Source organism: Rhodanobacter sp. K2T2, from assembly GCF_013408815.1.
Lineage (GTDB): Bacteria > Pseudomonadota > Gammaproteobacteria > Xanthomonadales > Rhodanobacteraceae > Rhodanobacter.
Genome location: NZ_JACCCA010000005.1, coordinates 59,151 through 84,535 on the forward strand (window position 1 = coordinate 59,151; position 25,385 = coordinate 84,535).

The window sequence follows — 25,385 nt, forward strand, 5'->3', positions numbered from 1 at the left end:
GGTTAGTACGCTCATGCACATCGGGGCGAGGAGAACCGGCATCATCAGTTGGCCGACCTTGACCATCAAGTTAAGTCTTCAACAGACTGAAGTTTCATACATCAGTTTCATGATTCGCTGCGTACAACTTCGTAAGCAGGTGCACGAGCAACTGTACGTCGTGGTCGGTAGTTCGCCAGGAGGACACACTTATTCGAAGCGCGGGCCTTCCCTGCCAGATCGTGCCGCCGAACCATACCTCGCCGGACGCCTGCACCGCGCTGCGTATCGCTTGCGTCTGTGCATCCGTAGCACAACGAAAAACTATTTGGTTCAAAACAATCCGGTTGAGCACTTCATACCCGGCGTGGACGAGGCCAGCGCCGATCCGCGTCGCTTGATCGCTGTGGCGCTCGACCAGTTCCGCAACGCCGCGGCGACCCAAAGTGCGTAGTGCCGCCCATACCGGAATGCCACGTGGACGCCGCGAGAACTCGAGGGTAAGGTTCTTCTGTGCATCTGCGCTGGCGCTCGAATAAACCGCGTCGCTGTTCATCGCACCAGCCAGCGCTTGGGCCTCGCGGCAGATCGCCATTGCGCAGTCGTAGGGCGTATTCAGCCATTTGTGTGCGTCGGTAGTCCAGCTATCGGCCAACTCGACTCCTTCGGTCAACGGCGCTAGCGACGAGGCGCGCGCCCACAGGCCGAAAGCACCATCTACGTGCACCCACGCACCAGCATCCTTGGCACGAGGCATAATTTGAGCGAACGGGTCGAACTCCCCCGTATTCACCTCGCCAGCCTGCAAGCAAAGTATCGTGCTGTCATCGAGCACGGGCAGTCGCTCAGCATCTATTCGCCCGTAAGCATCGACAGGAGCGTAGATGATCCGATCAAGGCCAAAACCTAATATCCGCAAGGCTTTTTTTACGGTGATATGCACTAACTCTGACACAACGACTTTTATGTCCGGACTACCAATCAACCCTAGGCGGTCGAAGTCCCAGCCTTGCCGCGCCAGCAACGAGCGCCGAGCCGCAGTTAGGGCCGCGAGTGTGCAGGCCGTTGCGCTGGTCCCGAATCCCACGGCGCTTTCACGTGGAAGGTCGAGTGCGTCAAGTACCCAGCGGCTAGCGATCCGCTCAATTGTCGCCGATACGGGCGAATTGTCGAAGGTGGACGCGCACTGATCCCACGCCAGCATGATCCGTTCCGCCGCCGCTGCTACTGGCAATGCTGCACCGATCACAAACCCGAAATATCGCGGGCCGTTGGAAGCAGTTGTCGCGGGTGATCCGATGTCATCCAACATCGCCAGCGTGTCTTCCGGCGGCAGGCCCTGTGTGGGTAACGATCCATCGAACGCGCTCAATGCTGCGATTGCTTCATCGGAGGGGAAAACTCGCCGTGTAGTGTTTCCCTCTAGGTAACGTAAGCCACGCGAATCAGCATTGGCCATCAAATCCAATTCGTCCATTCATGCCTCCGAATTCAAGTTGCCGGTCTTGAGGACCACATCCGGCATATCTCGCCGGGTAATAGCCCAAAACACCAGCGACAGCAGGCTAACGGATGCTCCTAATATGCACACGCCACGCCAACCGGCATGAGCATAAACGGCGGTCGTGCTCATCGCTCCCAAACCGCTTCCCACTGCGTAAAACAGCATGTAGAGGCTAAGCAGACGGCTGTGCGTTTCAGGGTGAGCGAGAAAGATGAGGCTTTGATTCGTCACGTGCAGCGCTTGGCCACCGAGGTCAAGCAGCACGATACCAACCACTAGTGGCCACAGCGACAGACCAAGCTGCGACAGCGGCCACCACGCCAGGAGTAACACCATCAAAGCGGCAAACGTGGTGCGCTCGCCGAATCCCCGGTCAGCCCACTTCCCTGCTCGCGCAGCAGCTAGAGCACCCGCGACGCCGGCCAGTCCGAATGCGCCGATGACGGTATGTGAAAAAGCGAATGGCGGCTTGCTTAACGGTAGAACTAGAGCGCTCCAGAAGATGTTCACTGTAGCGAACATCAGCAAAGCGAGCACACCGCGAATTTGCAGCACGTGATTCTGTCGCAATATCTCAAGCATCGAAGCAATGAGGCGCGGATAGCTCATTACGTTTGGTGCGACAGCCAACCTCGGCAGTCTTCGCCAAAGTGGCACCGCCAGCGCCAGCATCATCACAGCCGAACAAGCATAGACACCGCGCCAACCGGCTAGATCACTCACTGCGCCTGCGAATACGCGTGCGAGCAGAAGACCTATGAACACGCCGCTCTGTGCCGCACCGACTACCCGACCTCGCTCATGAGGTGCGGCTGCGCGCGCCGCGTATGCGATAAGTCCTTGGGTCATAGACGTTCCCAATAAGCCGACCGCCAACATGCCAGTCAATAACACCGAGGTGGATCGCGCCAAACTTACGATGGCCAACGCAGCTACTAGTGAGGCTAGCTGAATAGCCATGAGGCGGCGACGTTCCACCCGGTCTCCTAGCGGTACCAGTAGTAAAAGTGCCATAGCACAACCAATCTGCGTCGCCGTCACCACCCCGCCCACAGCCGAATAGCCGATAGAAAAGTCCCGTGCGAACTCATCTAGTAGCGGCTGTGCGTAATAAACATTGGCAACGCTCAAGCCACCACCAGTAGCAAACAACAACACCATTCCGCGAGGCATATCGTCTTGCGGCGTCTCCACGTGGCCGTCGCTAGGCGATTTAGCTGGAACAGAAAAAATCTCCATAACGATCAATCCAGTTTCAAAAAAAGACCGATTGAATCGTAGGAAAACCAGTCCTAAAATGCAACTACTTGATGCCATAAAAAATGACGACAGGAAAATTTGATGCCACGCCACACGTCAATAAATGAGGAAACATGCCCCATCGCTCGCTCCTTGGATGTGATTGGCGATCGGTGGTCATTGCTAATCTTGCGCGACGTTTTCGATGGCATACATCGATTCAGTGATATCCAGCGCAATTTGGGTGTGGCCCGCAGCATTCTGTCCCGTCGGCTAAGCGACCTGGTCGAACACGACATCCTGGCTACGCAAGCAGCATCGGATGGCACGACCTACCAGGAATACGTACTTACGGCGAAAGGGGAAAGCTTTTTTCCCGTTATGGTGGGCCTGCAACAATGGGGAGAGCGCCACTTGTTTGCACGCGGCGAGCGGCCGTCGCGGTTGATCGATAAAGCAACTGGCAAACCATTACCTTTCATGTCTCCGCAGGGCGATGACGGCCGTGAGCTTTCGCTCAAAGATACAGAGGTAAGGAAACCAAGAACGCTAAATGGCTGACGCCGGAAGTGAAAATATGGACATGCAATGGTTCATTTTCAGGAGGTCATTTCCGCATCAGCAACAATATTTCAGATGACGTGTAATTGAATTTCCGTGCGTCATTGAAGACGAATCGACCACGCTCAACGCGAGTCTTACCAACACCCCATCAATTCGGCAATTTTTCTCAGTCCAGTTATGTTAGTTCCTTGAGGCTGTTAGGTTTCAGCTGATTGGTGGTCGGCGTTCTTCAACCCGTCAGATCGAGCCCCGTTGGAGCCGAATGTGACGAAACTTATTAAGGCAAGGCCCCAGACACTCAGGGCTCCGTAGAGCATAACTACACTAAATCCTTGCCCGAGAGCTCCGTGGACAATGGCTTCCGTTGCCCCCATTGAGGACAATTGCTTGAACAAAACGTGCGTGGATGTGCTGTTACCTGCAGCGATGAGTTCGGAAAAAGATCGCAGTTGTGCAGCGTCAAAAGCGGCAGGTAGAACGCCCTTCAAATAAGACTGAATGCCCTTTTGCAGGAGAAACCCCATCACTGCGATATTGATTGCAAGACTTATCAAGCGGGCACTTATATCAATGCTTGAAGCCATTCCCGCCCGCGCACTATCCACTGAACCTGTGGTCGTATTAGTAACTGGTGTATTAGTTAAACCCAGCCCGATACCTGCCAGTAGGGCGCCTGGCAGCATGGACAGCCAGCTCGCGTTTTCACTCGCCGCCCCGAATTTCATCAGTAGGAAGCCCAATCCGATGGTAAACATTCCCGATGGAATGATGATTCGCGGCTGATAGCGAAGCGAAAGCCGCTCCGCCAAAGGCGGAATTACCAGTGTCGGCAAGGTATAGGCTAAGAGAGAGAGTCCCGCCGAAACGACATCATAGCCAAGACAACTTTGAAAATAGATCGGCAGATAAATCATGAATGGCCAAAAACTAAGATTCATGCCGACAGAGCCACAAAGAGCTCCAGAAAACCTGCGCACCTTAAAGACTGAGAAATCCAGCATCGGACGTGGGTTGATTTTTTCTGCAAATAGAAATGCGAAGAAACCCATTACGGCAACGCCGATGATCCCAAGAGCCGTAGGACTAGCGAAGCCGAGATCCGGTCCCTGAGTGATGAAATAGGCGACGCAAAACACCGAAACGGACAACGTCGCAATGCCGGCAATGTCTAATCTTTCTGCAACCGGATCTTTCGATTCACGCACCCCACGAATGGCGAGAAACAACGTTGCGACCGCAATCAAAACATGGATGAAAAAGACCCACTTCCAATTGAAGAGCGCGACGATGGCACCGCCGATGATGGGCCCAAAACCAAGCCCTGCGCCAAAAGCGATTCCCCACCAGCCGAAAGCTTTACCACGTTCCCGCTCGTCCTGGAACTGATGCGAGAGAACAGCAACGTGGCAGATCAGCATTGCACCCCCACTCATGCCTTGGAGAAAGCGGGCAAGAATTAGGACGGAAGCATCCCGTGTCAGCCCACAGATGAGCGATGTAATGCCGAACGCCATGATGCTGATCATCGATATTCGCTTGCGACCATAGCGATCCGCTAGTGCCCCGATTCCCATCAGGACCGTGGTGCAGCCGATCGTGTAGGCGTTCATGATCCACTGGAGTTGCTTGAAATCTGCATGCATTACACGTTGTAGCGTCGGCAATATTACCGGCACGCTAGAAATCTCCAGACCCACCATTAATGAAGCAAAACAAACAGCAGCCAGTGCGAGTACGTTTCTATCAGCTTGGAAAGAGGTCATTGATTTTAGTCTTTGGTTTAAACATGGCTCGACAGTCGCTCGCGACGAATGAAATCGTTGCGTGCGCCTGGCAAATAGAGGCCGCCCGTACGTCATAGCTCTATGAGAGGTCGCTCGACTGGGCCGCTCCTTCGATCAGCCAAAGCACGACTGACGCCGAAGGTAAATTGCTAATGCGTGCCGCTCTCAAGAGAGGATTTAGCAACGAGTGTAAAGGCCGCTCAGTCATGATATAAATGATTTAATTTCTTATATTCATTAAATTTGGACATGATTTTGATGGATTTCGATTTCACACTCTTACGCACGTTCGTAGTTGTCTCAGAGGCCGAGGGTTTCACGCGGGCGGCGGAGCAACTACACGTGACACAGTCTGCCGTCAGCCACCAGATCAGAAGACTCGAGGAACAGGTGGGCCGGCCGCTAATGCACCGTACGACACGCCGAATCACTTTGACTGAGGACGGTGAGGATTTCTTACGTCACTCAAGGGAAGTTCTAAGTCTTCTCGACAGGATGGTGCGACGCTTCCAGCCTTCGCCGGTTTCGGGTGTGGTTAGGTTCGGGTTGCCAGAGAACTTCATGGGTGAGCGGCTACCTTTGCTGCTATGTCAATTTGCTCGGGCATTTCCCGAAGTACGGCTTGATGTAAAGGTCAGCACCTATCCCGACTTGCGCTCAATGCTTGACGCCGGTGAGCTCGATCTTGCAGTAGTGTTATCGACTCCGCATAGCGTAGGCGATGACACCGTCCTGCGACGCACCCGATTCGTCTGGGCGGCGTCTGAAACATTTGGCATTCGCGATGGCTCATCGATACCACTAGCCCTATCCCCCGCACCGTGCGTCTCCCGAAAAATCGGAGTCGATGCGTTGGAAAAAACCTCCATTGCGACGCATATCGTCTTCACCTCACCGAATCATGAAGGTCTCCGAGCGGCCGTACAGGCAGGACTCGCCGTCACAGTGCTGCTGCACGATGAGCTAGAGCCGGGAATGAAAGTGGTAGACGGTCAATTTGGTTTGCCGACGCTCGCGAAGGCCGAATTTACGCTCATCTGGAGCCATGGCGCCAAGAGTCTCGCCGCCCGCGAATTTGGCAAGCTGGTCATGAACATGCCAGCACCACTGGCGAAGCTTGCGCGACGACGGCCACGGTTCACCACCGTATAGATTTGGCCCTCAGAATCGAAGGATATCGGGAAACCCCTTGTAGCCCACCGAATTGCTGCCCGCGCGGCCTCAATGGCAACGCGGCAACTTACGCACCGTGGGGAGTACGAAAAACAATGCCGCTTGCAATGCGAGGTATCCTTTGTTCGTCGCGGCAGATCATGCCGTGGATTTCCGGCATTTGCTTCTATATTCTTCGCAGATGAAAGAAGCAGTCTCGGGTGCTTGGCACACATGCAACTGCGTCAGGCGCTGCTTCACGGCGCTAAGCCCCGAGCTTCGTCAAGAATCCATTTCGCAAATGCTTGTAGCGGCGCTTCACTCAATTCGATCGGATCAGAGAGAACGAGGCAAAATTTCTTGGTGATCGCCTTCCCATCCGGCCAAGGCGCTATCAAACGACCTTGTTCGAGCTCCGCCCCGATGTAAAGACGCGGCACCAATGCAACACCCAAGCCGGCTAGCGCCGCTTCGATCAGCATGGAATGGAGATCGTAACGCGCGCCAACCGCCGAGTTGCTCAGCACGATACCGGCCTCTTGGGCATAAAGCTGCCACGCGTTCGGATTTTGTAGCCTATGCAAGCGTGGCAACTCATCCAGCGATATGTTTGCACCAGCGTCCGCGAAGAGCGCAGGACTACAGACCGGCACAAGTACCTCCTCCAACAGGCGATGTTGATGCATGCCCGCCCATGCTGGATGCTCAAAATGGATTGCTGCGTCGAAACCGCTACCGGGAAGAATGAAGGGATCCATACGTTCGGCGATATGGACGGTAACGTTTGGATGCTTGATTTGAAATCGCTTTAGTCGAGGGATAAGCCAGCGGGTGGCAAAGGTCGGAAGCGCGGCGATCTCAATACTCGCACCTTCGACGGGCTGTCCCATCAGATACAGGCTGTCCCGTTCCAGCCGATTCAGAATCTCGCGGACCTGCGCCGAGTATCTTGTGCCGTTGGGCACAAGTCGTACCCGGTTTCCAACACGCTCGAACAGGGCGACGCCCAAAAACGCTTCTAATCGACCGATTTGACGACTAACTGCGCCTTCGGTCAGCGCCAATTCGTCGGCCGCGCGGGCGAAGCTGCCGTGTCGAGCCGCGGCTTCAAAAGCCAGGAGCGCGGAATTACTTGGAATCTTACGTCGCATTGGACTGTCGTCGCATCCGTACGTATTTCTACACCAGCTTGAGCAAATATCACTGAAGGCTGACGTTATATCGTTATCTACCGAGGAAATGTCAGATTAGCATTACGTTACCGCAATGAATACGAATGTCTATGCGCGACACGTTCATGCGCCTCGAAGGACAATCTGATGATCTACACCGTGGAATGCAGCTTCGACGATCCAAAGAGCGAAGCCGAATGGAACGGCTTCTACAGCCTCGAAAAACTGCCCGCCCTCATCTCTGTTACAGGCTTCCATACGTCGCAGCGTTTCAAGTCTATAAGCGATGATTGCCCGGTCTACCTAGCCATCCACACGATTGATGGTCTCGGCGTTTTGACGGGAGAGGAATATCACCAGAAGGGCGGCGGCAATTTCGCAAAGTGGCAGCAACACATCACCGACTGGCATCGAAATCTTTATAGCGATATTGGCCTTGCGCCGGCGGTCAATGCAGACGAACTCCTCGTGCTCTGTGCAAGCGGCCCCGAACCTCTGATTCAGTTGGGACTCAAGCCGCTGGCCATGCAAGCAGTTGCGCTTGAGATGTTTCCGGCAAACCGCTGGCTTGCAAAGATGCCTCGACGAAACGCTCAGCTTATCGAGAGTATGTCTGTAGGCGTCCACCTCTACGTGCCCATGACTGGACAATTGACTAGCTTCCGCACCGTCTCAACCGAACGGAAGAGATAGGTCCGCCATGCCCAATGTCACTATTTATATTCCTACAGGGCAGATGCCGTCAGATGAAACGCTTGCCGAGCTTTCCCGCGACTGCGTCAAACTCTGTACGGATGTCCTTCAAGCGGCGCGCGAAAATATTCATGTCATCTATGTAGCCGTTCGACACGGGCACGGGCATCCCGTCTTCGCGGAAGTTCAATATCGTCTGGAGACGCTTCGCACGCCCCCGGTCATGAACCGGTTTATGGCAGCCCTGGAGGACACCATCGCACACTGCACTGCTCTTCGGGCGCGCATCCGTTGCTTTGGCTATGCCGCGTCGGACATTCACGCCCGAAATTAGGAAGCCTTCTGGAGAAAAATTATGTCCACCCTTACCTTTCCCAGTCAGCGAGGCGGGAATTTCACCATCACCGCAGTCAGCGATGGCTATCTCGACGCAAGCCTGGATTTCCTCTCGAATATCGAGCCGTCCGAGGCCTCCAGAATGCAAAGTGACGCAGGGCAAAAGGTGCCTTCCGCCGTGCATATCAACTGCTACCTAGTACGCGCAGAAGGCCGCACAATTCTCATCGACGGCGGGGCCGGGGGTATCAAGCAATGGGGCGGGCGCCTGAGAGCCAATTTGTCGCTTGCTGGCGTCGAACCATCGGAGATCGACACGATCCTGCTCACACACGCCCATCCCGATCATGTTGGAGGGCTTGTCGACACCGCCGGACAAATCACGTTTCCAAACGCAGAGCTCGTCGCTCATCAGCGAGAGGTCAATTTTTGGCAGGATGACGGAAACCTAAGCCGCGCCACCGAGCGTGCCCGCGGCAACTTCCAAATAGCGCGTCAGGTGTTCGACGCCTACCGCGATAAGCTTCGCACCTTCGATAAGGGTGTAGTGCTTCCGGGCATCAGAGCGATGCCACTACCGGGACACACAGATGGACACTCCGGATATCTCCTTGAATCCTATGATCAGGGCCTGCTTGTTTGGGGAGATATTGTTCATTTTCCTCACATCCAGATTAAGCGGCCAGACGTATCCATTGCATTCGATCAAGATCCTTCCCTTGCGGCCACCACTCGATCAGGGCTCTTGGACATGGTCAGTTCGGAAGGACTTTTGATCGCCGGCATGCATTTGGGAGAACTCGGCTTCGCGCGAATAAGGCGAATGAGTGGAAGCTACGGTCTGCTTTACGAGACCGAAGCATGAGCCTTCGAACGGAAGTGCCCTAGCTTCATCCGACTCCAGCACTTCATTGAAGCGACCACGAATACTGCAGGGCGGTGTTGTCTCTCTCAGGCGTTCCGTACTTTCAGGGGACATTCGGGCTCGAGTGACGAAGGAAGGCCCACCTCAAAAAGGCAAGGGCTTATGCGGCTGCCTCAATTAATGCGTAGTCTTTTCCATCCCGTCAATGGGATATCTCCATTCGGCCGCGGCGGCACCTTATAGCTCAGCATGTCGCCGCTTAGTTCATAACTGCGCACCTGCGTTGTCCCCTCCCAATTCGGATACGTTGCACCCTCAATATGGAAGGTAAGCGTGCCCTTCAGCGGGTCAATGGCGACGGTGCCGAAATGAGAGCTTGTTCCTAAAAAGGCAGCCCGTAATTCGCTCGGTGTCCCTGCGTTCCTATCGTTTGCGGCGAACCTGGGACGAGAGCTATTGAAGATAAACAGCGAATAGTGCCCGGCATGATCAATTTGAAGCATGCCCGTGGGAGCATCGCCGAAGTCATGTGTGCGTGTTCCATCCGGATGTTTAACGTCGGCAAAATCGAGCGTCCAAGTGCCTTCGATGGCCGCGACTGTAATCATTTTATCGGGACCCGAGGCGGCGGCTGCGTACGTCGGGAGAAGGGTCGTCAGTAGGGCGAATAGAAAGGTCTTTGCTGATTTCATGTTTGGGTATCCCCCGCAAGGCTCTGTTGAATCGACTGTGTTGTTACCTGATGTATTCGTCCTTTCCTTCCGCTGCGTTTTCCATGCTGGCGGATCGGCCCATCGGAACGTGCAACGCGAATCGATGACATGGCCGCGCAGCGATAGCAGACCGCGCCAGAGCGAGGGCATGAGCAAGTACCTATCCAGATGTTGGCTGGTGGGCGTCCGATGAAAGATTTGCGGCTTCGACGGACGATGTGGGGCGCAGTGTAAAGCGCCACTATTCATTTAGAAAACATATGAATAAGTATTTCAGTCATTTCTAAATGACATGGATCAGCCATGGAATCCTTCGACCTGGATGCGATCAAAGCTTTTGTTCTGACCGCAGAGCTGCAGAGCTTTACCTGCGCCGCAGACGCGCTGGGCAGCACGCAATCGGCAGTTAGCCTGAAGTTGCGTCGACTAGAGACCAGTCGGGTCGACGACTGCTAGAGCGAACGCCGCGCCAAGTACGGCTATCGGTCGACGGGGTCGCTTTTATGGAGTCGGCTCGCGAGCTGGTCGGGGCTTCTGAGCGCGCTATCGCCTCATTTGAAGTAAAGCAGCGCCGTTTGGTTATCGGCATCAGCCACCAACTGGTGGGCAGTGAGTTACCCGGTTTGTTGCTTTGGATGACCGAGCACGATCCGAATCTGGTGATCGAGCTACGAGTCGCTGGCTCGAACGAAATGCTGAAGGCCTACAACGATGGTGTGCTGGATGCTGCCTTGGTATTGCAGTCAGAAGATAGTCGGCGTAGCGGTGAAGTCCTATTCGCCGAATCGTTTGCTTGGATCGCTGCCGCACGCTGGCAGCCGCTTGCAGGTCAACCGCTGCCGCTATCGACCCAGGGGGAAACATGCAGCATCCGCACGGCGGCGGTCCGTGCGCTCGATAGCGCCGGCATCGCCTGGACGGAGGTATTTATCGGCAAGGGCGCTGCGGTGGCGGGCGCTGCAGCGACGATTGGATTAGCAGTCGCCGTGCTGCCGAAGCGTGCTGCACCGTCTGGCACCATCGATATTGGCCACGCTCTTTCATTGCCTCCCTTGCCCACACACGAGGTGGTGCTTTATTCGGCGCTCCATGACAGCCGATCGCAATGCACTTCACACGCCAGGGATGGCATTCAAAAATCTGTCCAGAACTGCGTAGTCGCCAGGCCAACGCCAGGCACCCGGGAGAATGGTGGGTCAGCACGATTTTGCATTAAACCGCTGGCCGCTGGCTCAACGCGAAACGCCGTCTATAGGCAAGAGGACTTAATCCAATTTTGTTTCGGAAATGATGACGCAACGTTATCGCGCTCCCGAAACCGCATTGCACAGCCACAGCCTCCACCGGAAGTGAGGTGGTTTCGAGCAATTCCTTGGCGCGGTCCACTCGCGCGAGCGTGAGCCAGTCTGCTGGAGACGTTCCGGTTGTTTCATTGAATCGACGCAGAAAGCTGCGTTCGCTCATCGATACTAATACGGCCATTTCGCTCACTGTGATTTGCTGATCTAGCTGTTTAACTAGCCGATCAAGCAAGGATGGCAGCCGGTTACCAGCCTCGTAGCGTGATACAGGTCGCTCGATAAACTGGATTTGGCCACCATCGCGGTGTGGCGAGATAACTAAGCGGCGAGCGACTTGGTTGGCGATCTTTGCACCAAAATCACGCCGCACGATATGCAAACAAAGGTCGAGACCGGCGGCACTGCCAGCGGAGGTCAAAATCTTTTCCTGATCGACGTAGAGCACATTAGGATTGATCACGATTTGGGGATAGCGCGCAGCGAGTTTCTCCGTATAACGCCAATGCGTAGTCGCACAACGGCCGTCTAATAACCCTGTCGCCGCAAGTACGAATACGCCCGAGCAAATCGAGACTAGACGCGCGCCACGGGCATGCGCAGCCCGCAGCGCGCGAATAAGCTTAGGCGGAGGCTCCACATCGATGCCCTTCCATCCTGGGATCACAATCGTGTCCGCGCGCGCCAGCAAGCCGAGGCCACCATCTACCGTCACGCGCAGTCCACCGAGTGCGCGCATGGGACCCGGATCGACCGCGCAAGCCGCAAATCGATACCAGTCGGGCCCAAATTCTGGACGCGGCAGACCGAATACTTCGGCCGCACATCCAAACTCAAAGCTGCACAAGCCGTCATAGACCAAAGCGACAACCAAGCGACCGGCGGGCTTCAACGTCCTGCCGGTAGTTGGCGATATTTGATCGGTTAATGTCATATACGCCAATTGTTGCAAACTGCGCCACATTGGACAATGAACTCGTCAATTACATCCTCAAGGAGTTCGCCATGAGCAATGCAGTTACCAAGATTCCCGCCGCGCCTTCAGCCGAGGCCTTAGCCCATTTCGAAGCCGAATTTACTCACGAGACCGACTGCTGGGATGTACATGAAGCGATGCAATCCGCTGATCCTGGCTTCATTCTTGTCGATGCCCGCAGTCCAGCGCTCTACGCAGCTGGGCATCTGCCTGGCGCAGTAAATATCCCCCATGGGAAAATCATTGCATCGCGCATGAGCGCGTACCCCGACGACACATTGTTCGTTACCTATTGCGCTGGCCCGCACTGCAACGGCGCGGCGCGCGCGGCATTGCGCTTTGCCCAACTGGGCCGTCCAGTCAAGCTGATGGCAGGCGGCGTCACTGGCTGGCTAGACGAGGGCTTTGAGCTTACAACTGCCGAAACGAAAACACTGCAGGTCGCTTGATGTCCGTCGATACCGATAGCAGCGGAATCGGTGGAGCGGACTGTAGCGTCTGCACGGTTCGACCCGCCGATCTGCCAAGTTTGATCGTGCTTTGTGCGGAGCATGCACGATACGAACGCGCTAGTTACGATCCATCAACCAAACTTGGTTTACTCAAGGACGCGATATTCACTCATCCGGCTCGGCTTTTTGCCTGGATGGCTTGGAAAGATGGTGTTCCCGTCGGCTACGCCACAGCGACAGTCGAGTTCTCGACCTGGGCCGCCTGCAACTATCTACATATGGACTGTTTATTCGTCGAAGAGCAAGCGCGGGGGCAGGCTGTCGGTGCGAAGTTATTGCATGTGGTGAAAGAAAAGGCGCGGGTTTTAGGATTGCGCGAACTGCAGTGGCAGACACCGGATTGGAACCTTGATGCGATGCGCTTCTACGCCCGACACGGCGCTAGTGCCAAGCCAAAACAGCGATTTGTTCTAGCACTGTGTGACACATGAGGGAAGGTGGCAGAAGACCTCTTTGCCACCTCCCCTGCCAGCCCATTGCCAAGGATTTTTCAGGTATACCTGATCGGCGACCGCGGCCAAGAATGACAAATACATCTGAACTCGGTCGATGTAGAACACGGCAATGAACTGGCTTTTGGTGTGGACCAATTGTCGTACATCGGAGTTACCGGAAAGCCGATATTTTCCGAGCGTTCAAATAAGGCCGAAGCTATTCAATATTAGGAATTGGACATAAAGAGGCATTGCTTGACCGTTGCTGAGAACGCCTCGGGATCCTCAAGCATCATGAGATGCCCACATTGTCGAATTGTCTGATAGTCGGCACATTTTTCTAATGCCCACTCCGGGACGTTCCAATCCCCACGAGAGCGTTCGCCGGCGATCAAATACACGGCATGCCGCTCGAAGACGCTCTTGATGGCTGCGAGATAATCGATATTCCCAGTGGTCGCCACAATCGATTGTCCCATTGCACGAAGCGTTGAAGCTGGCTGATATCCCAACCAACGAACGGCAGTTTCGTACATTTTTTCTGTGGGTTTGGCTACAGCGCCGCTTAACCATGCCACGGGATCTTCCCGAAAACCCTCCAGCATGGCGTCTGCTTCAGCGGAAGTCATACGTCCCACTGACGCAGACCAGAAGGCGTCGTCCAACGTGAAGTTGCCCTCCACGTTCACGATCTTTCGAACATATTCGGGGTGAGCGTGCGCGAGTAGCATCGCGATCGCTCCGCCCACCGAATGGCCTACGACATGGACAGATCGCCCGTCAAAGTGACGATCAATGAACACTCGGACGTTCTCAACTTGCGCATTCAACGAGATTGAATGGGAGGGAGCGGTTGAATCCGCGCCGTAGCCTAGTAGATCGGGCGAAGCATGCGTGTAGTCAAAATCGATTACGTCTAATGTGCCGATAAGTCCATGGATGAAAATGACGGGCGTATTCATGGTTTCCTTGCGTCAAGTGGTGCACGAGACTGTCCCAATTCGTCGCCAACTCAGTTCGGCTCCAGGCGTGACTAAACGGACGTCTGCAGCGGAAGGTCCTTCAACGCCGCGCTTCGGTCGCCATCCGAAGAGCCAATCCCGCCAGTACTGTACCCATCAACCAGCGCTGCACCGTGAGCCAAAGCGGGCGACCGGCGAGAAAGCCCGCGATGGTGCCGGCCATTATCGCAATCGTCGCGTTGATCGAGAGGCTAATTGTGATCTGGGTAAAACCGAGTACCAACGATTGGCTAAGCACGTTGCCGCGATCAGCATCAATAAACTGGGGAAGCAACGACAGGTATAGCACCGCCGCCTTTGGATTCAGCAGATTGGTCAGGAATCCCATGATTACAAGTTGCTTCGGGCTATCGACCGGTAGATCGCGTATCTGAAACGGTGACCTCCCGCCAGGCTTCAGCGCCTGCCAAGCGAGATACAACAGGTATAGCGCACCACCTACGCGCAACGCGTCATACGCCAGCGGCACAGTCATGAGCAGCGCGGTGATTCCGAACGCGGCGAACAACATGTAAACAATAAAGCCAAGACCGACGCCGACGAGCGAAATCAGGCCAGCCTTGCGACCTTGGGAGATCGAGCGTGAGACTAGGTAAAGCATGTTCGGGCCAGGTGTCAGCACGAGGCCGAGTGCGACGAACGCGAACGCAAGCCAGTGGTGAAATTCGGGCACCGCGCTACTCCAAATAGAAAGTTAAAGGGCGCCGCCCTTGCGAACGGCACTAGCAAATGCAGACATCTCTTAATCTTTTTCCGCCCCATTCTCTCGGGCTATGGGTAGCCAAACTGTGGCGTGGTAGAAGCCGGAAAGAAAAAGTATGTCGACAGACGGGTCAGCATCGGACGATTGACCCGTACCTGTCACTATCTCGCCCCGCCGTTCGAGAAATTGGCTTCGAAGTCAAAGCAAACTTCTCTATCGATGGTCTGATCGTCAGCCATTGCGGTGCTCGCCCTTCAGGGATTGATTGCCAGAGCGCCTTACTTCGTAGAAGTGACAGAGCTCATCGCGATCCCTCGCAGGTGCATAGATGCTGCGTCCGCCTATCGGCTTCATACCGCATGCTTTCATAACCGCAAACGATCCGAGATTGTCCACCTGTGCCCCGGCCTCGATTACATCCAGCGCAAGAAGCTCGAACCCGGCCGCAATCACCACAGGAGCAATTTCGCGCATATAGCCCTTTCCGTGATGTTCTTCACCTAACCAAAACCCTAACGATGCCGAACTCCGGCTCTTATCGTTACGCTCTAGGATGACCCAGCCAAGTAATCTGCCATCGGTTTTGTCGGTTACAGCAAATGGTAAAGCGTGACCACGAAATGCAAGTCGGCGAATTTTTTCAATTCTGGCTAAGGCCATCTCACGAGTGAATGGTAAAGGCCACGATGCGAGCCATCGACTCACGCCCGGCGTCATCAACGATGATGTTGCTGCGGCATCCTCCGGCGCAACGCACCGCAATCGGAGCCTGGTCGTCAGCAGTGGCTCGAAAGGTTCAGAAGTCATTGAAGCTTGGCCTTGGTGGTAAATGTGGAAGCGAGATGAGTGAGTCTTATTCGACACTGCCGTTCTGATTAGCGTTGACTAGCCATCCCTGCCGTTTGAGCTCGGCTGGTGCGAATAGCAGTCAGCTGGAATCAGGCAGTGGGTTACATTAGGGTGCTGCTCGAAAGTCAGCATTCCAGCCGAGTTCCGCGCGCGCTTTAGCGCTGGTAACTGTTCCGTCTTCTTCAGCGATGTTGTAAGTGCCCGGCGTTCCTAACGTCATAGCCCTTCGGGCAGCGTCGGCTGCCGCCTCAACGTGAACCGGTGCTTCTCCAGAAGGCCCCTCCGTCCACGTGCGTGGGCCGTAAAGCCTGCCATAGCGAAGAATGACTCCCTCCAGCCCGCAGTCCAGAACCAGCGCTTCGAGTTTCGCGACGGCAGATGCAGTGGAAAGATCAAGTGGAGCTGTCTCGGAATAAGGCCGCAAACCCGGGGCATACGCAAAGGCAATGCTCTGGGCTACCAAGCGCTTCGCTTTCGCTGCGACACTCGCGGCAACAAGGTTGTCAGTGCCGATCTCGCGCATGCGAGCGTTGCGTTGACGAGCAGCCGCCATACTCTCTGAGTTAAACGTCTTGGGCAGATCGGTAAGCTGATGTACGACGACGTCCGGCTGCGCCGCGCGGGTGGCTCGGATCAGCGCATGACGATCATAAACATCAACGATTACCGGCTCGACGCCCATGACACTAAGAAGAGATGCATTGGCAGTCGATCGAGTTGTACCGACTACTCGCCAGCCATCCGCAAGCAGAAGCTTGCAAAGCACGCTGCCAATAGCGCCACTTGCACCGGCAACAAAAACGCTTTTGTTTGGACGTGAAGCCATACTTGAATCTAATGACGCCTAAAATAGTCTAATCTGCTCAGCAGCCTATGTAGGTTATAGGATGAACGATAGGCATCGGTCTTGAAGGATTGTGCAAGAGACTTGGCCGAATCGGCTGATGAAGAGTCGCGCATGAATTTCATGCTCGAGTGCGTGAAGCGTCCTCGATAAGCCGACTCGAAACGCCAATGTGTAACGATTCAATCGCAGCTTCCGTGCCGAAATTCTGGACCGTTGCGTATTCACTATTCCGCGTGAGGTACGCCGCATGACCGAGGATTGGCGTCACCGCTACAACCACCAACGATTCCATCGCTCGCTCGGCGGTCTCTCACCCGTCGCTTACGCCATGGCATCATCAACCACCTTTACTTCCAGGTGACTCGGAAAAACGAGAACGCTTGATCAGGCCTTCAGTGGAGTTTGCAAATGAGTAAAGCTGTCTTAGTAATTGACGTTCAACAAGGTCTTTGTGAAGGTGAAAGCGCGGCGTTTGATTGCGAGGGCACCATATCTCGCATCAACGTCGTTACCCAAAAAGCTAGAGCGGCTGGCGCACCTGTTATTTTTATACAACACGAGTCGAAAACTGGCTTCCTTGAGCATGGTTCAAGCTCATGGCAACTTACCAAGGGCTTAGAGTTCGAGAGCACAGATATCAAGGTGCGCAAAACCACTCCTGATGCGTTTCTTCGCACCGAACTTGAGGCAATCTTGAAAGCTCGCGGCATAGAACAATTAGTAGTGTGCGGTATGCACACCGAATTTTGCGTAGACACAACTACCCGTCGCGCTCTTTCCCTAGGCTTTCCCGTTGTACTTGTGTCAGATGCGCACACTTCGGCTGGCAACACCGCTATCTCCGCCTTGCAAGTGATTGCTCATCACAATGCCACTCTCACAAATATCTCAAGTTTCGGGCCACGCGCTATAGCTGTTGCTAGCACAGATATAGATTTTCTAGCTTAAACCAAAGCGAGCGCCGCCTTAATCAGAAAGAGTCGTTCCCAGAAAAAGCGTTCACTGATTGGCCCTCGGCGGGGTCATGCGACGGGAAACCATACGTACCCGTGCGCCGCCTTCTGGATATGTCCAAGCCCAGGAAACGGTGAGTGGGCGGCAGCTACAATATCGCCACTCCTTGACGCCGCTGCCAGAAAAGTCTCTCGCGTTGTTTTCGCTTGCGTAGGCCGGTCGTCGTAGCAGACGGTCACGCTCGGTTCGGCCAGTTGCACTGACACAACGTGAAATAGGTCCCCGCAGAACACGAGATCCCGTTCGCCTGTGCGCAAGCGGTATCCGGTATGGCCGCAGGTGTGGCCCGGAAGGGCTTCTGCCGTGAGACATCCGTACCAAGACATCTCGGGATCGAACAAGCAACAGCGCTCGTCGGCGACATAGGGCGCGAGGATCAGGTGGGCATGCTCGAACGTCGCCCGCACGCTGGGATCGACGCTGTCGTAGTGGGATGCTTCCAGCCAAAACGCGGCCTCCTCACGTGGCACATAAACCATGGCGCGCGGAAACAGCGCTTCGCCGTTCCGTGTAAGGCCGCCGATATGGTCTGGATGGAGGTGTGTTACCAGCACGATATCGATGTCGGAGGGGTGATGGCCTGCCGACGTCATCTGCGCCGCCATCTGGCCCAAGGTTACGTCCTGCAGGTCACCGGCGCCGGCGTCGATAAGAATACGGTGCAGACCATCATCGATTAGAAACGCGTTGACGTGGCTGGGCACGATATTGCCAAGACAGGCTTCCTGCAGGAGTAGGTCGAGCGATGCTTCGCCGCTTCGCAAGACGTCATGAGCAGAAAGTGGGAAGTATCCGTCACACAACGCCGTGATCGTCATCCTTCCGATACGGAAGCGATGGAAGCCCGATTTACGAGTCGGTGGAAAACTGTCAGACATCAACTGCGGAGAGAAGGAAAGACTGTCATCGCACATTAAGAAGGATCCAGAGCAAGGGAGGCTCTAGCCTGCCCATGGCAGCGTTCCGTGCACACTGACAGGAACGTGCGTCACACCTTCACTATTGTTCGTTCTCTCCATCTACGTCGCCGCCGATTAGACGCCTTGCGACGTCGGCCAGTGCCCGGACCCTGTCCATCCCACGCATGTCTTCGTGATAACCCATCCAGATATGTCGAGAGGGAGGCGATTCGCCAAGATCGACTCGCGTCAATCCGGACGTCGCGTCACCGACTGCTCGCGGCAGCACTGCCAGCCCCATGCCCCGTTGACATAATCGCGCCTGCAACGCCCGATGATTGGCGATAACAGCCGTTTGCGCATGCGGCAGGATCTTTCGGAGCCAGTCCACCTCCGGGTAGCTGTTTACCGCTGTATCCATGATCAGCAGGTTCGAACCCCGACCATCGCCGCGTACCGGGAACACTGTATCGGTCCGGGCGTACAGGCCATAGGCGACGCGCAGGAGTCGGCATTGCACTATGCCTGCTTCCTCGAACGGCACGACCCGGAACACCACGTCGGCCTCTCGACGGGAAAGGTCGTAGCGCCGCGAACTGACGATCAGTTCCGGCAGTATGCCTGGGTGATCATGCACCAGCGCCTCGATGACGGGTGGCAGAACATAAGTCGCGAACCAGTCTGCCGAGGAGATACGCAGTGAACCACAGGGGCTGCTGTCTTCACCGATCAGTCGGCGCTCAAAGGCCAGTGCGGACACTTCCATCTCCTCCGCGAGCCGTAGCACCTTGGAGCCGACCTCGGTGAGAAGCACTCCGGTGCTGTGCCGCTGGAAGAGAGGATGACCCACATTTTTTTCCAGGGCGCGCATGCGCCGGCCAACCGTGGGATGGCTCAGACCAGTGGATCGCGCGGCGGCCCCTATCGACCCCTGACGCGCGACCGCGAGAAAGATGCGAACGTCATTCCATTCCACGTCAAGACTCCTATTTGGAGGAGCGACTGTGCTTGAGTGGCAAGCCACCTGCAAGCAGGGTCAAGCAGTTGCAAACCGATGCGTCGGATAAGTCAAATTAACGGTAGATGCATTACGCCCAATGTCCGCTTCCGGCCTACTCCGTTGAAAAACTCGGTTTCTTGAAGCAGCTCGACTGGCGCAAACAGATTGTGTTCGGGCGATGACCTATGGGCAGTGATTGAGCCAATGTCGGTACTTTCGGTACTAACCACTGTGCCATTCGGCGTAGGTTTGCGCTGTTGCCGCCAGCAAGATCTCATCTTGCGCACCAAGCAGCCCGCGAAGTCGCAGCCGATCCAGTCGCAGATCCGCTTCAGGCGCGCGAACAACATCTCGACCTTTTTGCAGTCTTTACGGGACTGTTGGTATCGCGCTGTCGTCGCGATCTCTCGGGCGACATCGCGCGCGGCTTCATTAACCTGGCGAGCGATCTTACGAGTCGGCGTGTTCGGGCAGCACTGAGCCTTCATCGGGCAGGGCTTGCAGTCGTGGACGCTGGATCGGTAAATGATGGTGTCGTCCTTGGTGATACCTGAACGCGGTACCGAGAACTTCCTCCAATCACAGCGTAGTGGGTCGCCGGCCGGGCATCGATATCCATCGTCCTCCTCGTTCCATATGAAGTCACTTCGAGAGAAGGTGTCATCCGATCGTTCCGACTTATCTCATACCGGCACGTGAGGTTCGATCGACTTGTCATCGATCATCTAGCCAAGCATTTCGGCGCTACCGTAGGCCGTATCGCCCATCAGACGCGCGGGCTTGAGATCGAAGCGATCTTCGACCCGCTTGACCATGGTCCGAATGGCATTCACTTCGTCGGTGCGGCGTGCCGGAGACGCTTCGACATCAACGATGATTCGGGCAGCGACATCGATCAGGCAGTTTGTTGAATAAGCATAGAACGCGGGCCCTCCAGGAGCCGCCGCCCACTGCGAAGCCGAATCCGTCAACTAGATGTTCTTCGGTGGCTCACACTCCTGTTCTGCGGCGTCCAACGCGGCCAGATACTCACGCACGGGGCGCGTCAGCATGTTCTCTTCAGACCATTGCACGTCGGCACCCGGCACGCCACGCTGGCGATTCGCATCGGCCTTGATGACGCTGGCATCAGTTGCGAATCCCTCGCCACTCACCAACTTCTCCGCGATACAGCGCTGCAGGACCCTTTCGAACACGAACCGCAACGTGCCGTTGTCGCGGAACCGGCCATGACGGTTCTTCGAGAACGTCGAGTGGTCAGGTGGTGAATCTTCCAAACCTAGGCGGCAGAACCGGCGGTAGGCCCGATTCAGATGTACCTCTTCGCACAAGCGGCGCTCCGAACGGATGCCGAAGCAGTAACCGATGATCAACATCCGGATCATCGGCGCCGGATCGATCGACGATCGCCCCTTGTGGCTGTAGTGGACAGTGAGGTGCTGGTGCAGCTCGCTTAGATCGAGGAACTGATCAATCCCGCGTAACAGGTGATTGGCGGGTACATGGTCTTCGAGATTGAACGCGTAAAACAACGGTGCTTGCCCAGCTTGCTGACGACCCATCATCGTGAAAATTCCGCTCGACTAACGGGATATCAGTTGACCAGGTTCAACTGGCAGATTTAACCGAGTTTTTTAACGAAATAGGCCAGAAGCGGACGTTCAACGCTTGAATTAAGCGGCTCGGACGGTTAAGCACAGAAAAGGAAAACTTTGTGCGCTAAATCGCGCGCGCTATCTGGGCCTCGCTGGGGGATTCAATAGGCTTGCAGTTCTCTCGGAAGATCATGGCTGACCTGCCGGTAACGCCTAAGTTAAGCCGCGGCCTTGTGCGGAACGTCCGAGCCAAGCGAGACTTCAAAACCATCGGCTTAAACGCCCACTGGTATCGCACCATGTCTATGAGAGAACTTTAGCCATAAACACGTTGAAGTGTGTGGCAGTGTAGTCGCCGAATGCGTCGCTCCACTCGAAGCCATTACGCTGATATAGCGTATGCGCCGGAACGAAACCAGGGCTCGCCCCGGTCTCAAGAACAAGTCGCGAATATCCACGCTGACGAGCCGTACGAACGATCTCATCGAGGACGGCTTGCCCGACACCGTGACGCAGAAAGGCGGCGCGCGTACGCATTGACTTGACCTCACCGGTCAGTGGATCTAGTTCCTTCAGTGCTCCACAGCCGCATAACATGCCGTCAATAAATGCCACCCAGAAGGTGACGTTCGGCGATTGCAAACCTTCAATAGCTAGCGCATGCACATGGCCGGGCGCCGAGTTGCTCTGCATGCCAGAGAGATGTTCAGCGATGAGCGACTGAACTTCTGTGGAGGACAGGTCATCTTGACGGACTGTGATACTCATGATGCGGTCTCCCGTGCGGCCCAACGCTGAGTTAAGCGGCGGCGTAGCCGTCCGCCTTGAACGGATAAAAAGAGACTCCCTCCCCTTTCGGCCTCAAGGGCCATGATGGTGATGCTGATCAACCGTCACTCGAACAGGAAGTCTCCACGAACACTATAACCATCGGCGTGGATTTGGCGAAGAGCGTGTCGGTGGCGCCAAATAGATGTGCCCACCTTTCAGCGATTCGCCCGAATGAGCGTAAGAAACTGGCATCGCAACCTTGTTGTCGAGCAGACCAGCGGCCAGTCCGGGACCGGTGGGTTAAGTGTGCAGAACAATCAGCACCGCCGCTCGAAAGTCGGCAGGCATGGAGAACGAGCGAATATAAGCTAGAGACGGTTGGGAGCGCTTTGCGATACTCTTCGCTTTCGTATAAAAGATGCTTAACTAATCGCGGATACGCCTACTAGCGCATTAGCTGCATTCCTATATGTCGATGCCCGTTATGAGTTTCTATCGTGCCACTTGCTAAAGCAAAGCCGATCACTTTTGAAGCAGAAATTTTGGGCCGCGGACCCAATAGCGCATGGGCATATATCCGTTTACCTTTCAATGCACTGGAAGTTTTCGGGCGTAAAGGTCAAATTCCTGTCCGCGGCGCTATCAATGGTTTCGACTACCGCAATACGCTTATGCCACGCGGCGACGGTAGCCACATCCTCGGCTTAAACAAGGATTTGCAGCGAGGTGCAAAGGCAGTACCTGGCGACACCGTTACGGTTACTCTTGAATTTGACGAAGCGTCTCGCGACGTCGTGGTCCCCAATGACCTACAGTCAATCCTCAAGAAATCAGACGCCCAAGCCAAAGCTTTTGCAGCCCTGTCCTACTCTCACAGAAAAGAGTTTGTTGATTGGATAGAAAGCGCCAAGAGACCAGAAACCCGCGCCGCACGCATCGACAAGACCGTCATCATGCTTGCGCAGCGAAAAACACCTAAAGGCTAAATTTCGCCGAATCAAGCGCCGCATGTAAGCGGATTTCGCGCGTGGTCGGGCGGAATTGCGCGGCCGATGCGGGTACGAGGCGGATCTCCTCAAAGCCGAGCTTGCTCTGGCGAACACTTCTTGCACGAGCGCAGCAGGAGGCAATGGCTGCCAAGCCACCTCGATCTGATCGATGAGACAGTTCTCATCCAAATGCAGGTGCTCGTTGCCTTTCACCGCGAGACCGTTGGAGGTGAAACTAAAGAACACGGCTACATCCCGCTCCGAAGCGAACCGCATGTTCACATCCAAGGTGTTCTCCCAAACAATTACTAACGGCTAGAAGGCCGTCGCGCCCCAGGCGGAAAGCCGTGAGAGCGGCTGAGATAAACACAGACCAAGGCGACCAATGAGAGGATGAGCGCTGTCCAGGGCAGCGATAACGGACCGGCATGTTCAAGTAGCAGGCCTCCAACGATGCCGCCTCCGGCAATCGCGGCATTCCACGTGACGACGTTCAGTGAGAGAGCAACATCCACGGCGGACCCGGCGGCATCCGCCAACGCGGTCTGTATCAGCGTCGCGGCACCGCCGAAGCTCATGCCCCATACGATCACCGCCAGCCACATGACCACAGGCACCCGGATCCATAGCGCCATGGCCAACGATATAGTGGCAAAGGCGGCAAGACTCATCAGCACCGTGCGCCGCAGGCTCGTATCGACGAAGCGACTTGTCAGGTAGATGCCCGCGAGCGCAGCCGCGCCAAAGGCCAACAGGACGAGGCCAATCTCACTCGCCAACCCGGAAGGCGCTATTAGCGGTGCGACGTACGTATAAAGCGCGTTGTGGGCAAGCATCCAGGCCAGGACGACGATGAGCACCGGGCGCACACCGCGTACCTTCAACGTGCTTCTGACATCATGGCCTGCACGGCCTTGCTCACCGGGGTAGTCCGGCACTTTATATACAACCCAGATAACGAGCGCGATCGTCAGCAGCGACATGGCTGCAAACGCAAAGCGCCACCCGATAGCACCACCCAGCCATGTGCCAAGCGGCACACCCAGCGAAAGCGCCATGGGGGTTCCGACCATCGCAAGTGCCATGGCCTTCCCCTGCTGCGTTACAGAGACCATACGTCGCGCATATCCGGCGAGCAAGCTCCAGGCGAGGCCGGCCGCCGCACCGGCAAAGAACCGAGCCGCAAGCGTCAAGGGAAAGCTGGACGACAAGGCCGTCACCGTATTGAACACGAGGAAACCCGTGATCGAGAGCAGCAGCACCCTCCGACGGCGCCAAGCGCGAGTTGCCAAGGTAAGCGGTATGGCCGATAGGAGCGATCCGATCGCATAAGCGGTCACTGATTGACCTGCCAGCGAAAGGGGAATCCCCAGCCCTTGGCTTATCTGCGGCAAGAGCCCCGCCGGCAGAGTCTCCGTGACGATGCAGGTGAAGCCCGTCAAGGCGAGGGCCAGCAACGCGGATACGGGAAAAGCACCCTCATCGCGAGTGGTCTGTTGTTTGATTTCGAACCTCGCGACGCTAGACATTTTTTTTCCAAATAGCGGCAACATATGTACCGATTGGTATAGATATTAACGGCCCTTTGTTCGTTGTCAACAACTTCTGTATCGACTAGTATTTATGTCGTCTTCACTACGGAGCTTAAGCTATGGCCAAGATGGGGCGTCCACGCGAGTTCGATCGTGATACCGCCGTGGAGCAGGCAATGCATTTGTTTTGGGAGCGTGGCTACGAAGCCACTTCACTTACCGAATTGAAGGCCAGCATCGCCGGTGGTATCTCTGCGCCCAGCCTCTATGCGGCCTTCGGTTCCAAGCGAGGGCTGTATGACGAATCCGTTGCGCTTTACCTTGCTACCCACGGGCAGGTAATGGAGTGCCTATGGGATCAAACGCTTTCACCACGCGAGGCCATCGAAACAGCACTGCGCCGCTCGGCCAGGATGCAAGTCGAGCGCGGCCATCCACGTGGCTGCATGGTCGCCCTGGGCGTAATGGCTGACTGCCCTCCAGGAAATGACAACACGCGCACACCTATCAGAGCGGCGCGTGCGAGAAACCGGGCCGGCATACTGGCGTGTGTCAAACGCGGCATCGCCACTGGCGATTTCAGTGCTGTTGTCGACGCACGTGCCACGGCTACCGCGCTTGATAGCTTTCTCCTGGGCATGTCGACACTCGCGCGTGACGGCGCCACCCTCGCCGTGCTGGACGCCGCGATCACGCAGGCGCTCAGGATACTTGGTGCATAAGCCATGCCGGCGCGCCTCGGGCCAGCGGATATCAATGGCGGCGGTACTGCAACCCTTCCAGGCGGATCAACCAGTCGAGAACAACTTTCAATACATCGTCAGAATTGTTTTCGTAAATCATGCCATGATCGTTCCCGCGAATGCCGTACACCGGTAGAAGTAGGGGATCCACCTTTCGGATAGGGTCGGGTAACTTCGGCCGGCGCCTCCCAAGCAACATA

The 25,385-nt window shown here is 55.7% G+C and carries 25 protein-coding genes and 1 pseudogene; 11 read left to right on the top strand and 15 right to left on the bottom strand.

Annotation, left to right across the window (positions count from 1 at the left end; genetic code table 11):
- Window positions 1-94: 94 nt before the first annotated feature.
- Entirely contained in the window at window positions 95-1,456 is a 1,362-nt protein-coding gene (locus tag HDE78_RS09455; RefSeq protein ID WP_179478631.1) for a pyridoxal-dependent decarboxylase, read from the bottom strand.
- The gene (locus tag HDE78_RS09460) at window positions 1,457-2,722 is read right to left on the bottom strand and encodes an MFS transporter (protein ID WP_255457730.1); all 1,266 of its coding nucleotides are present in this window, start codon (window positions 2,720-2,722) and stop codon (window positions 1,457-1,459) included.
- Window positions 2,723-2,824: 102 nt separating this feature from the next.
- On the opposite strand from HDE78_RS09460, the gene HDE78_RS09465 reads away from it, so the two are divergent.
- Window positions 2,825-3,283 carry a helix-turn-helix domain-containing protein gene (locus HDE78_RS09465; protein ID WP_179478633.1) on the top strand — a complete coding sequence of 153 codons (459 nt, stop codon included), beginning with the start codon at window positions 2,825-2,827 and terminating at the stop codon, window positions 3,281-3,283.
- Between the two features lie 200 nt (window positions 3,284-3,483).
- Here HDE78_RS09465 and HDE78_RS09470 read toward each other — a convergent pair whose 3' ends face one another.
- Window positions 3,484-5,049, bottom strand: coding sequence for an MFS transporter (locus HDE78_RS09470; RefSeq protein ID WP_179478635.1), 1,566 nt, complete (start codon window positions 5,047-5,049; stop codon window positions 3,484-3,486).
- Window positions 5,050-5,328: 279 nt separating this feature from the next.
- On the opposite strand from HDE78_RS09470, the gene HDE78_RS09475 reads away from it, so the two are divergent.
- A complete protein-coding gene (locus tag HDE78_RS09475; RefSeq protein ID WP_179479084.1) occupies window positions 5,329-6,222 on the top strand; it encodes a LysR family transcriptional regulator in 894 nt (297 codons plus the stop codon).
- A gap of 257 nt (window positions 6,223-6,479) precedes the next feature.
- Here HDE78_RS09475 and HDE78_RS09480 read toward each other — a convergent pair whose 3' ends face one another.
- Window positions 6,480-7,373, bottom strand: a complete 894-nt coding sequence (locus HDE78_RS09480; protein ID WP_179478637.1) for a LysR substrate-binding domain-containing protein — start codon at window positions 7,371-7,373, stop codon at window positions 6,480-6,482.
- A 168-nt stretch (window positions 7,374-7,541) separates the two neighbouring features.
- On the opposite strand from HDE78_RS09480, the gene HDE78_RS09485 reads away from it, so the two are divergent.
- Genes HDE78_RS09485 through HDE78_RS09495 form a run of 3 tightly spaced genes read left to right on the top strand, consistent with a single transcriptional unit; the run spans window position 7,542 to window position 9,288 of the window.
- Window positions 7,542-8,087 (top strand): sugar ABC transporter, encoded by a 546-nt coding sequence (locus HDE78_RS09485; RefSeq protein WP_179478639.1) that lies wholly within the window; start codon window positions 7,542-7,544, stop codon window positions 8,085-8,087.
- A 7-nt stretch (window positions 8,088-8,094) separates the two neighbouring features.
- Window positions 8,095-8,421 carry a hypothetical protein gene (locus HDE78_RS09490; protein ID WP_179478641.1) on the top strand — a complete coding sequence of 109 codons (327 nt, stop codon included), beginning with the start codon at window positions 8,095-8,097 and terminating at the stop codon, window positions 8,419-8,421.
- Between the two features lie 21 nt (window positions 8,422-8,442).
- Complete coding sequence (locus HDE78_RS09495) at window positions 8,443-9,288, top strand: MBL fold metallo-hydrolase (RefSeq protein WP_179478643.1); 846 nt, start codon at window positions 8,443-8,445, stop codon at window positions 9,286-9,288.
- A 173-nt stretch (window positions 9,289-9,461) separates the two neighbouring features.
- Here HDE78_RS09495 and HDE78_RS09500 read toward each other — a convergent pair whose 3' ends face one another.
- On the bottom strand, window positions 9,462-9,980 hold the full coding sequence (locus tag HDE78_RS09500) for a lipocalin-like domain-containing protein (protein WP_255457731.1): 519 nt from the start codon (window positions 9,978-9,980) through the stop codon (window positions 9,462-9,464).
- Between the two features lie 324 nt (window positions 9,981-10,304).
- Between HDE78_RS09500 and HDE78_RS20835 the strand changes: the two genes are divergently transcribed.
- Window positions 10,305-10,457: a LysR family transcriptional regulator gene (locus HDE78_RS20835; RefSeq protein WP_218862251.1), complete on the top strand. Its 153-nt coding sequence runs from the start codon at window positions 10,305-10,307 to the stop codon at window positions 10,455-10,457.
- Between the two features lie 756 nt (window positions 10,458-11,213).
- Here HDE78_RS20835 and ftrA read toward each other — a convergent pair.
- The gene (gene ftrA, locus HDE78_RS09510; RefSeq protein ID WP_179478645.1) at window positions 11,214-12,233 is read right to left on the bottom strand and encodes a transcriptional regulator FtrA; all 1,020 of its coding nucleotides are present in this window, start codon (window positions 12,231-12,233) and stop codon (window positions 11,214-11,216) included.
- On the opposite strand from ftrA, the gene HDE78_RS09515 reads away from it, so the two are divergent.
- Together HDE78_RS09515 and HDE78_RS09520 are read left to right on the top strand one after the other, a co-directional pair.
- Complete coding sequence (locus HDE78_RS09515) at window positions 12,227-12,724, top strand: rhodanese-like domain-containing protein (protein ID WP_255457732.1); 498 nt, start codon at window positions 12,227-12,229, stop codon at window positions 12,722-12,724. The two genes, ftrA and HDE78_RS09515, sit on opposite strands and share 7 nt — an antisense overlap.
- A complete protein-coding gene (locus HDE78_RS09520) occupies window positions 12,724-13,218 on the top strand; it encodes a GNAT family N-acetyltransferase (RefSeq protein WP_179478647.1) in 495 nt (164 codons plus the stop codon). The genes HDE78_RS09515 and HDE78_RS09520 overlap by 1 nt, the downstream gene beginning before the upstream one ends.
- A gap of 230 nt (window positions 13,219-13,448) precedes the next feature.
- Here HDE78_RS09520 and HDE78_RS09525 read toward each other — a convergent pair whose 3' ends face one another.
- The 4 genes from HDE78_RS09525 to HDE78_RS09540 form a co-directional block, all read right to left on the bottom strand.
- Window positions 13,449-14,183 carry an alpha/beta hydrolase gene (locus tag HDE78_RS09525; RefSeq protein ID WP_179478649.1) on the bottom strand — a complete coding sequence of 245 codons (735 nt, stop codon included), beginning with the start codon at window positions 14,181-14,183 and terminating at the stop codon, window positions 13,449-13,451.
- Between the two features lie 100 nt (window positions 14,184-14,283).
- Window positions 14,284-14,916, bottom strand: coding sequence for a LysE family translocator (locus HDE78_RS09530; protein ID WP_179478651.1), 633 nt, complete (start codon window positions 14,914-14,916; stop codon window positions 14,284-14,286).
- A gap of 261 nt (window positions 14,917-15,177) precedes the next feature.
- Entirely contained in the window at window positions 15,178-15,753 is a 576-nt protein-coding gene (locus tag HDE78_RS09535; protein WP_179478653.1) for a GNAT family N-acetyltransferase, read from the bottom strand.
- A gap of 148 nt (window positions 15,754-15,901) precedes the next feature.
- Complete coding sequence (locus HDE78_RS09540; protein WP_179478655.1) at window positions 15,902-16,621, bottom strand: NAD-dependent epimerase/dehydratase family protein; 720 nt, start codon at window positions 16,619-16,621, stop codon at window positions 15,902-15,904.
- A gap of 429 nt (window positions 16,622-17,050) precedes the next feature.
- Between HDE78_RS09540 and HDE78_RS09550 the strand changes: the two genes are divergently transcribed.
- Window positions 17,051-17,590 (top strand): cysteine hydrolase family protein, encoded by a 540-nt coding sequence (locus tag HDE78_RS09550; protein ID WP_179478657.1) that lies wholly within the window; start codon window positions 17,051-17,053, stop codon window positions 17,588-17,590.
- 74 nt (window positions 17,591-17,664) lie between these two features.
- Here HDE78_RS09550 and HDE78_RS09555 read toward each other — a convergent pair whose 3' ends face one another.
- The 4 genes and pseudogenes from HDE78_RS09555 to HDE78_RS09570 all read right to left on the bottom strand — a co-directional run bounded on the left by HDE78_RS09555 (window position 17,665) and on the right by HDE78_RS09570 (window position 21,918).
- Complete coding sequence (locus tag HDE78_RS09555; RefSeq protein ID WP_179478659.1) at window positions 17,665-18,570, bottom strand: MBL fold metallo-hydrolase; 906 nt, start codon at window positions 18,568-18,570, stop codon at window positions 17,665-17,667.
- An 85-nt stretch (window positions 18,571-18,655) separates the two neighbouring features.
- Window positions 18,656-19,531: a LysR family transcriptional regulator gene (locus HDE78_RS09560; protein ID WP_179478661.1), complete on the bottom strand. Its 876-nt coding sequence runs from the start codon at window positions 19,529-19,531 to the stop codon at window positions 18,656-18,658.
- Between the two features lie 247 nt (window positions 19,532-19,778).
- Window positions 19,779-21,120: pseudogene (locus HDE78_RS09565) on the bottom strand (IS1182 family transposase); the annotation flags it as partial.
- 333 nt (window positions 21,121-21,453) lie between these two features.
- Entirely contained in the window at window positions 21,454-21,918 is a 465-nt protein-coding gene (locus tag HDE78_RS09570; RefSeq protein WP_179478663.1) for a GNAT family N-acetyltransferase, read from the bottom strand.
- Window positions 21,919-22,418: 500 nt separating this feature from the next.
- On the opposite strand from HDE78_RS09570, the gene HDE78_RS09575 reads away from it, so the two are divergent.
- A complete protein-coding gene (locus tag HDE78_RS09575) occupies window positions 22,419-22,907 on the top strand; it encodes a YdeI/OmpD-associated family protein (protein ID WP_179478665.1) in 489 nt (162 codons plus the stop codon).
- A 311-nt stretch (window positions 22,908-23,218) separates the two neighbouring features.
- Here HDE78_RS09575 and HDE78_RS09580 read toward each other — a convergent pair whose 3' ends face one another.
- Window positions 23,219-24,439, bottom strand: a complete 1,221-nt coding sequence (locus tag HDE78_RS09580) for an MFS transporter (protein ID WP_179478667.1) — start codon at window positions 24,437-24,439, stop codon at window positions 23,219-23,221.
- A gap of 122 nt (window positions 24,440-24,561) precedes the next feature.
- Between HDE78_RS09580 and HDE78_RS09585 the strand changes: the two genes are divergently transcribed.
- Window positions 24,562-25,164, top strand: coding sequence for a TetR/AcrR family transcriptional regulator (locus HDE78_RS09585; protein ID WP_179478669.1), 603 nt, complete (start codon window positions 24,562-24,564; stop codon window positions 25,162-25,164).
- Window positions 25,165-25,385 lie beyond the last annotated feature (221 nt).

Coding starts and splice junctions, on each gene's coding strand:
- HDE78_RS09580 (WP_179478667.1), bottom strand. CDS start 24,439: ATGTCTAGCGTCGCGAGGTTCGAAATCAAACAACAGACCACTCGCGAT.
- HDE78_RS09500 (WP_255457731.1), bottom strand. CDS start 9,980: ATGAAATCAGCAAAGACCTTTCTATTCGCCCTACTGACGACCCTTCTC.
- HDE78_RS09460 (WP_255457730.1), bottom strand. CDS start 2,722: ATGGAGATTTTTTCTGTTCCAGCTAAATCGCCTAGCGACGGCCACGTG.
- HDE78_RS09550 (WP_179478657.1), top strand. CDS start 17,051: ATGAGTAAAGCTGTCTTAGTAATTGACGTTCAACAAGGTCTTTGTGAA.
- HDE78_RS09540 (WP_179478655.1), bottom strand. CDS start 16,621: ATGGCTTCACGTCCAAACAAAAGCGTTTTTGTTGCCGGTGCAAGTGGC.
- HDE78_RS09570 (WP_179478663.1), bottom strand. CDS start 21,918: ATGAGTATCACAGTCCGTCAAGATGACCTGTCCTCCACAGAAGTTCAG.
- HDE78_RS09465 (WP_179478633.1), top strand. CDS start 2,825: ATGCCACGCCACACGTCAATAAATGAGGAAACATGCCCCATCGCTCGC.
- HDE78_RS20835 (WP_218862251.1), top strand. CDS start 10,305: ATGGAATCCTTCGACCTGGATGCGATCAAAGCTTTTGTTCTGACCGCA.
- HDE78_RS09520 (WP_179478647.1), top strand. CDS start 12,724: ATGTCCGTCGATACCGATAGCAGCGGAATCGGTGGAGCGGACTGTAGC.
- HDE78_RS09480 (WP_179478637.1), bottom strand. CDS start 7,373: ATGCGACGTAAGATTCCAAGTAATTCCGCGCTCCTGGCTTTTGAAGCC.
- HDE78_RS09515 (WP_255457732.1), top strand. CDS start 12,227: ATGTCATATACGCCAATTGTTGCAAACTGCGCCACATTGGACAATGAA.
- HDE78_RS09495 (WP_179478643.1), top strand. CDS start 8,443: ATGTCCACCCTTACCTTTCCCAGTCAGCGAGGCGGGAATTTCACCATC.
- HDE78_RS09455 (WP_179478631.1), bottom strand. CDS start 1,456: ATGGACGAATTGGATTTGATGGCCAATGCTGATTCGCGTGGCTTACGT.
- HDE78_RS09485 (WP_179478639.1), top strand. CDS start 7,542: ATGATCTACACCGTGGAATGCAGCTTCGACGATCCAAAGAGCGAAGCC.
- HDE78_RS09470 (WP_179478635.1), bottom strand. CDS start 5,049: ATGACCTCTTTCCAAGCTGATAGAAACGTACTCGCACTGGCTGCTGTT.
- HDE78_RS09490 (WP_179478641.1), top strand. CDS start 8,095: ATGCCCAATGTCACTATTTATATTCCTACAGGGCAGATGCCGTCAGAT.
- HDE78_RS09475 (WP_179479084.1), top strand. CDS start 5,329: ATGGATTTCGATTTCACACTCTTACGCACGTTCGTAGTTGTCTCAGAG.
- HDE78_RS09555 (WP_179478659.1), bottom strand. CDS start 18,570: ATGTGCGATGACAGTCTTTCCTTCTCTCCGCAGTTGATGTCTGACAGT.
- HDE78_RS09585 (WP_179478669.1), top strand. CDS start 24,562: ATGGCCAAGATGGGGCGTCCACGCGAGTTCGATCGTGATACCGCCGTG.
- HDE78_RS09535 (WP_179478653.1), bottom strand. CDS start 15,753: ATGACTTCTGAACCTTTCGAGCCACTGCTGACGACCAGGCTCCGATTG.
- ftrA (WP_179478645.1), bottom strand. CDS start 12,233: ATGACATTAACCGATCAAATATCGCCAACTACCGGCAGGACGTTGAAG.
- HDE78_RS09525 (WP_179478649.1), bottom strand. CDS start 14,183: ATGAATACGCCCGTCATTTTCATCCATGGACTTATCGGCACATTAGAC.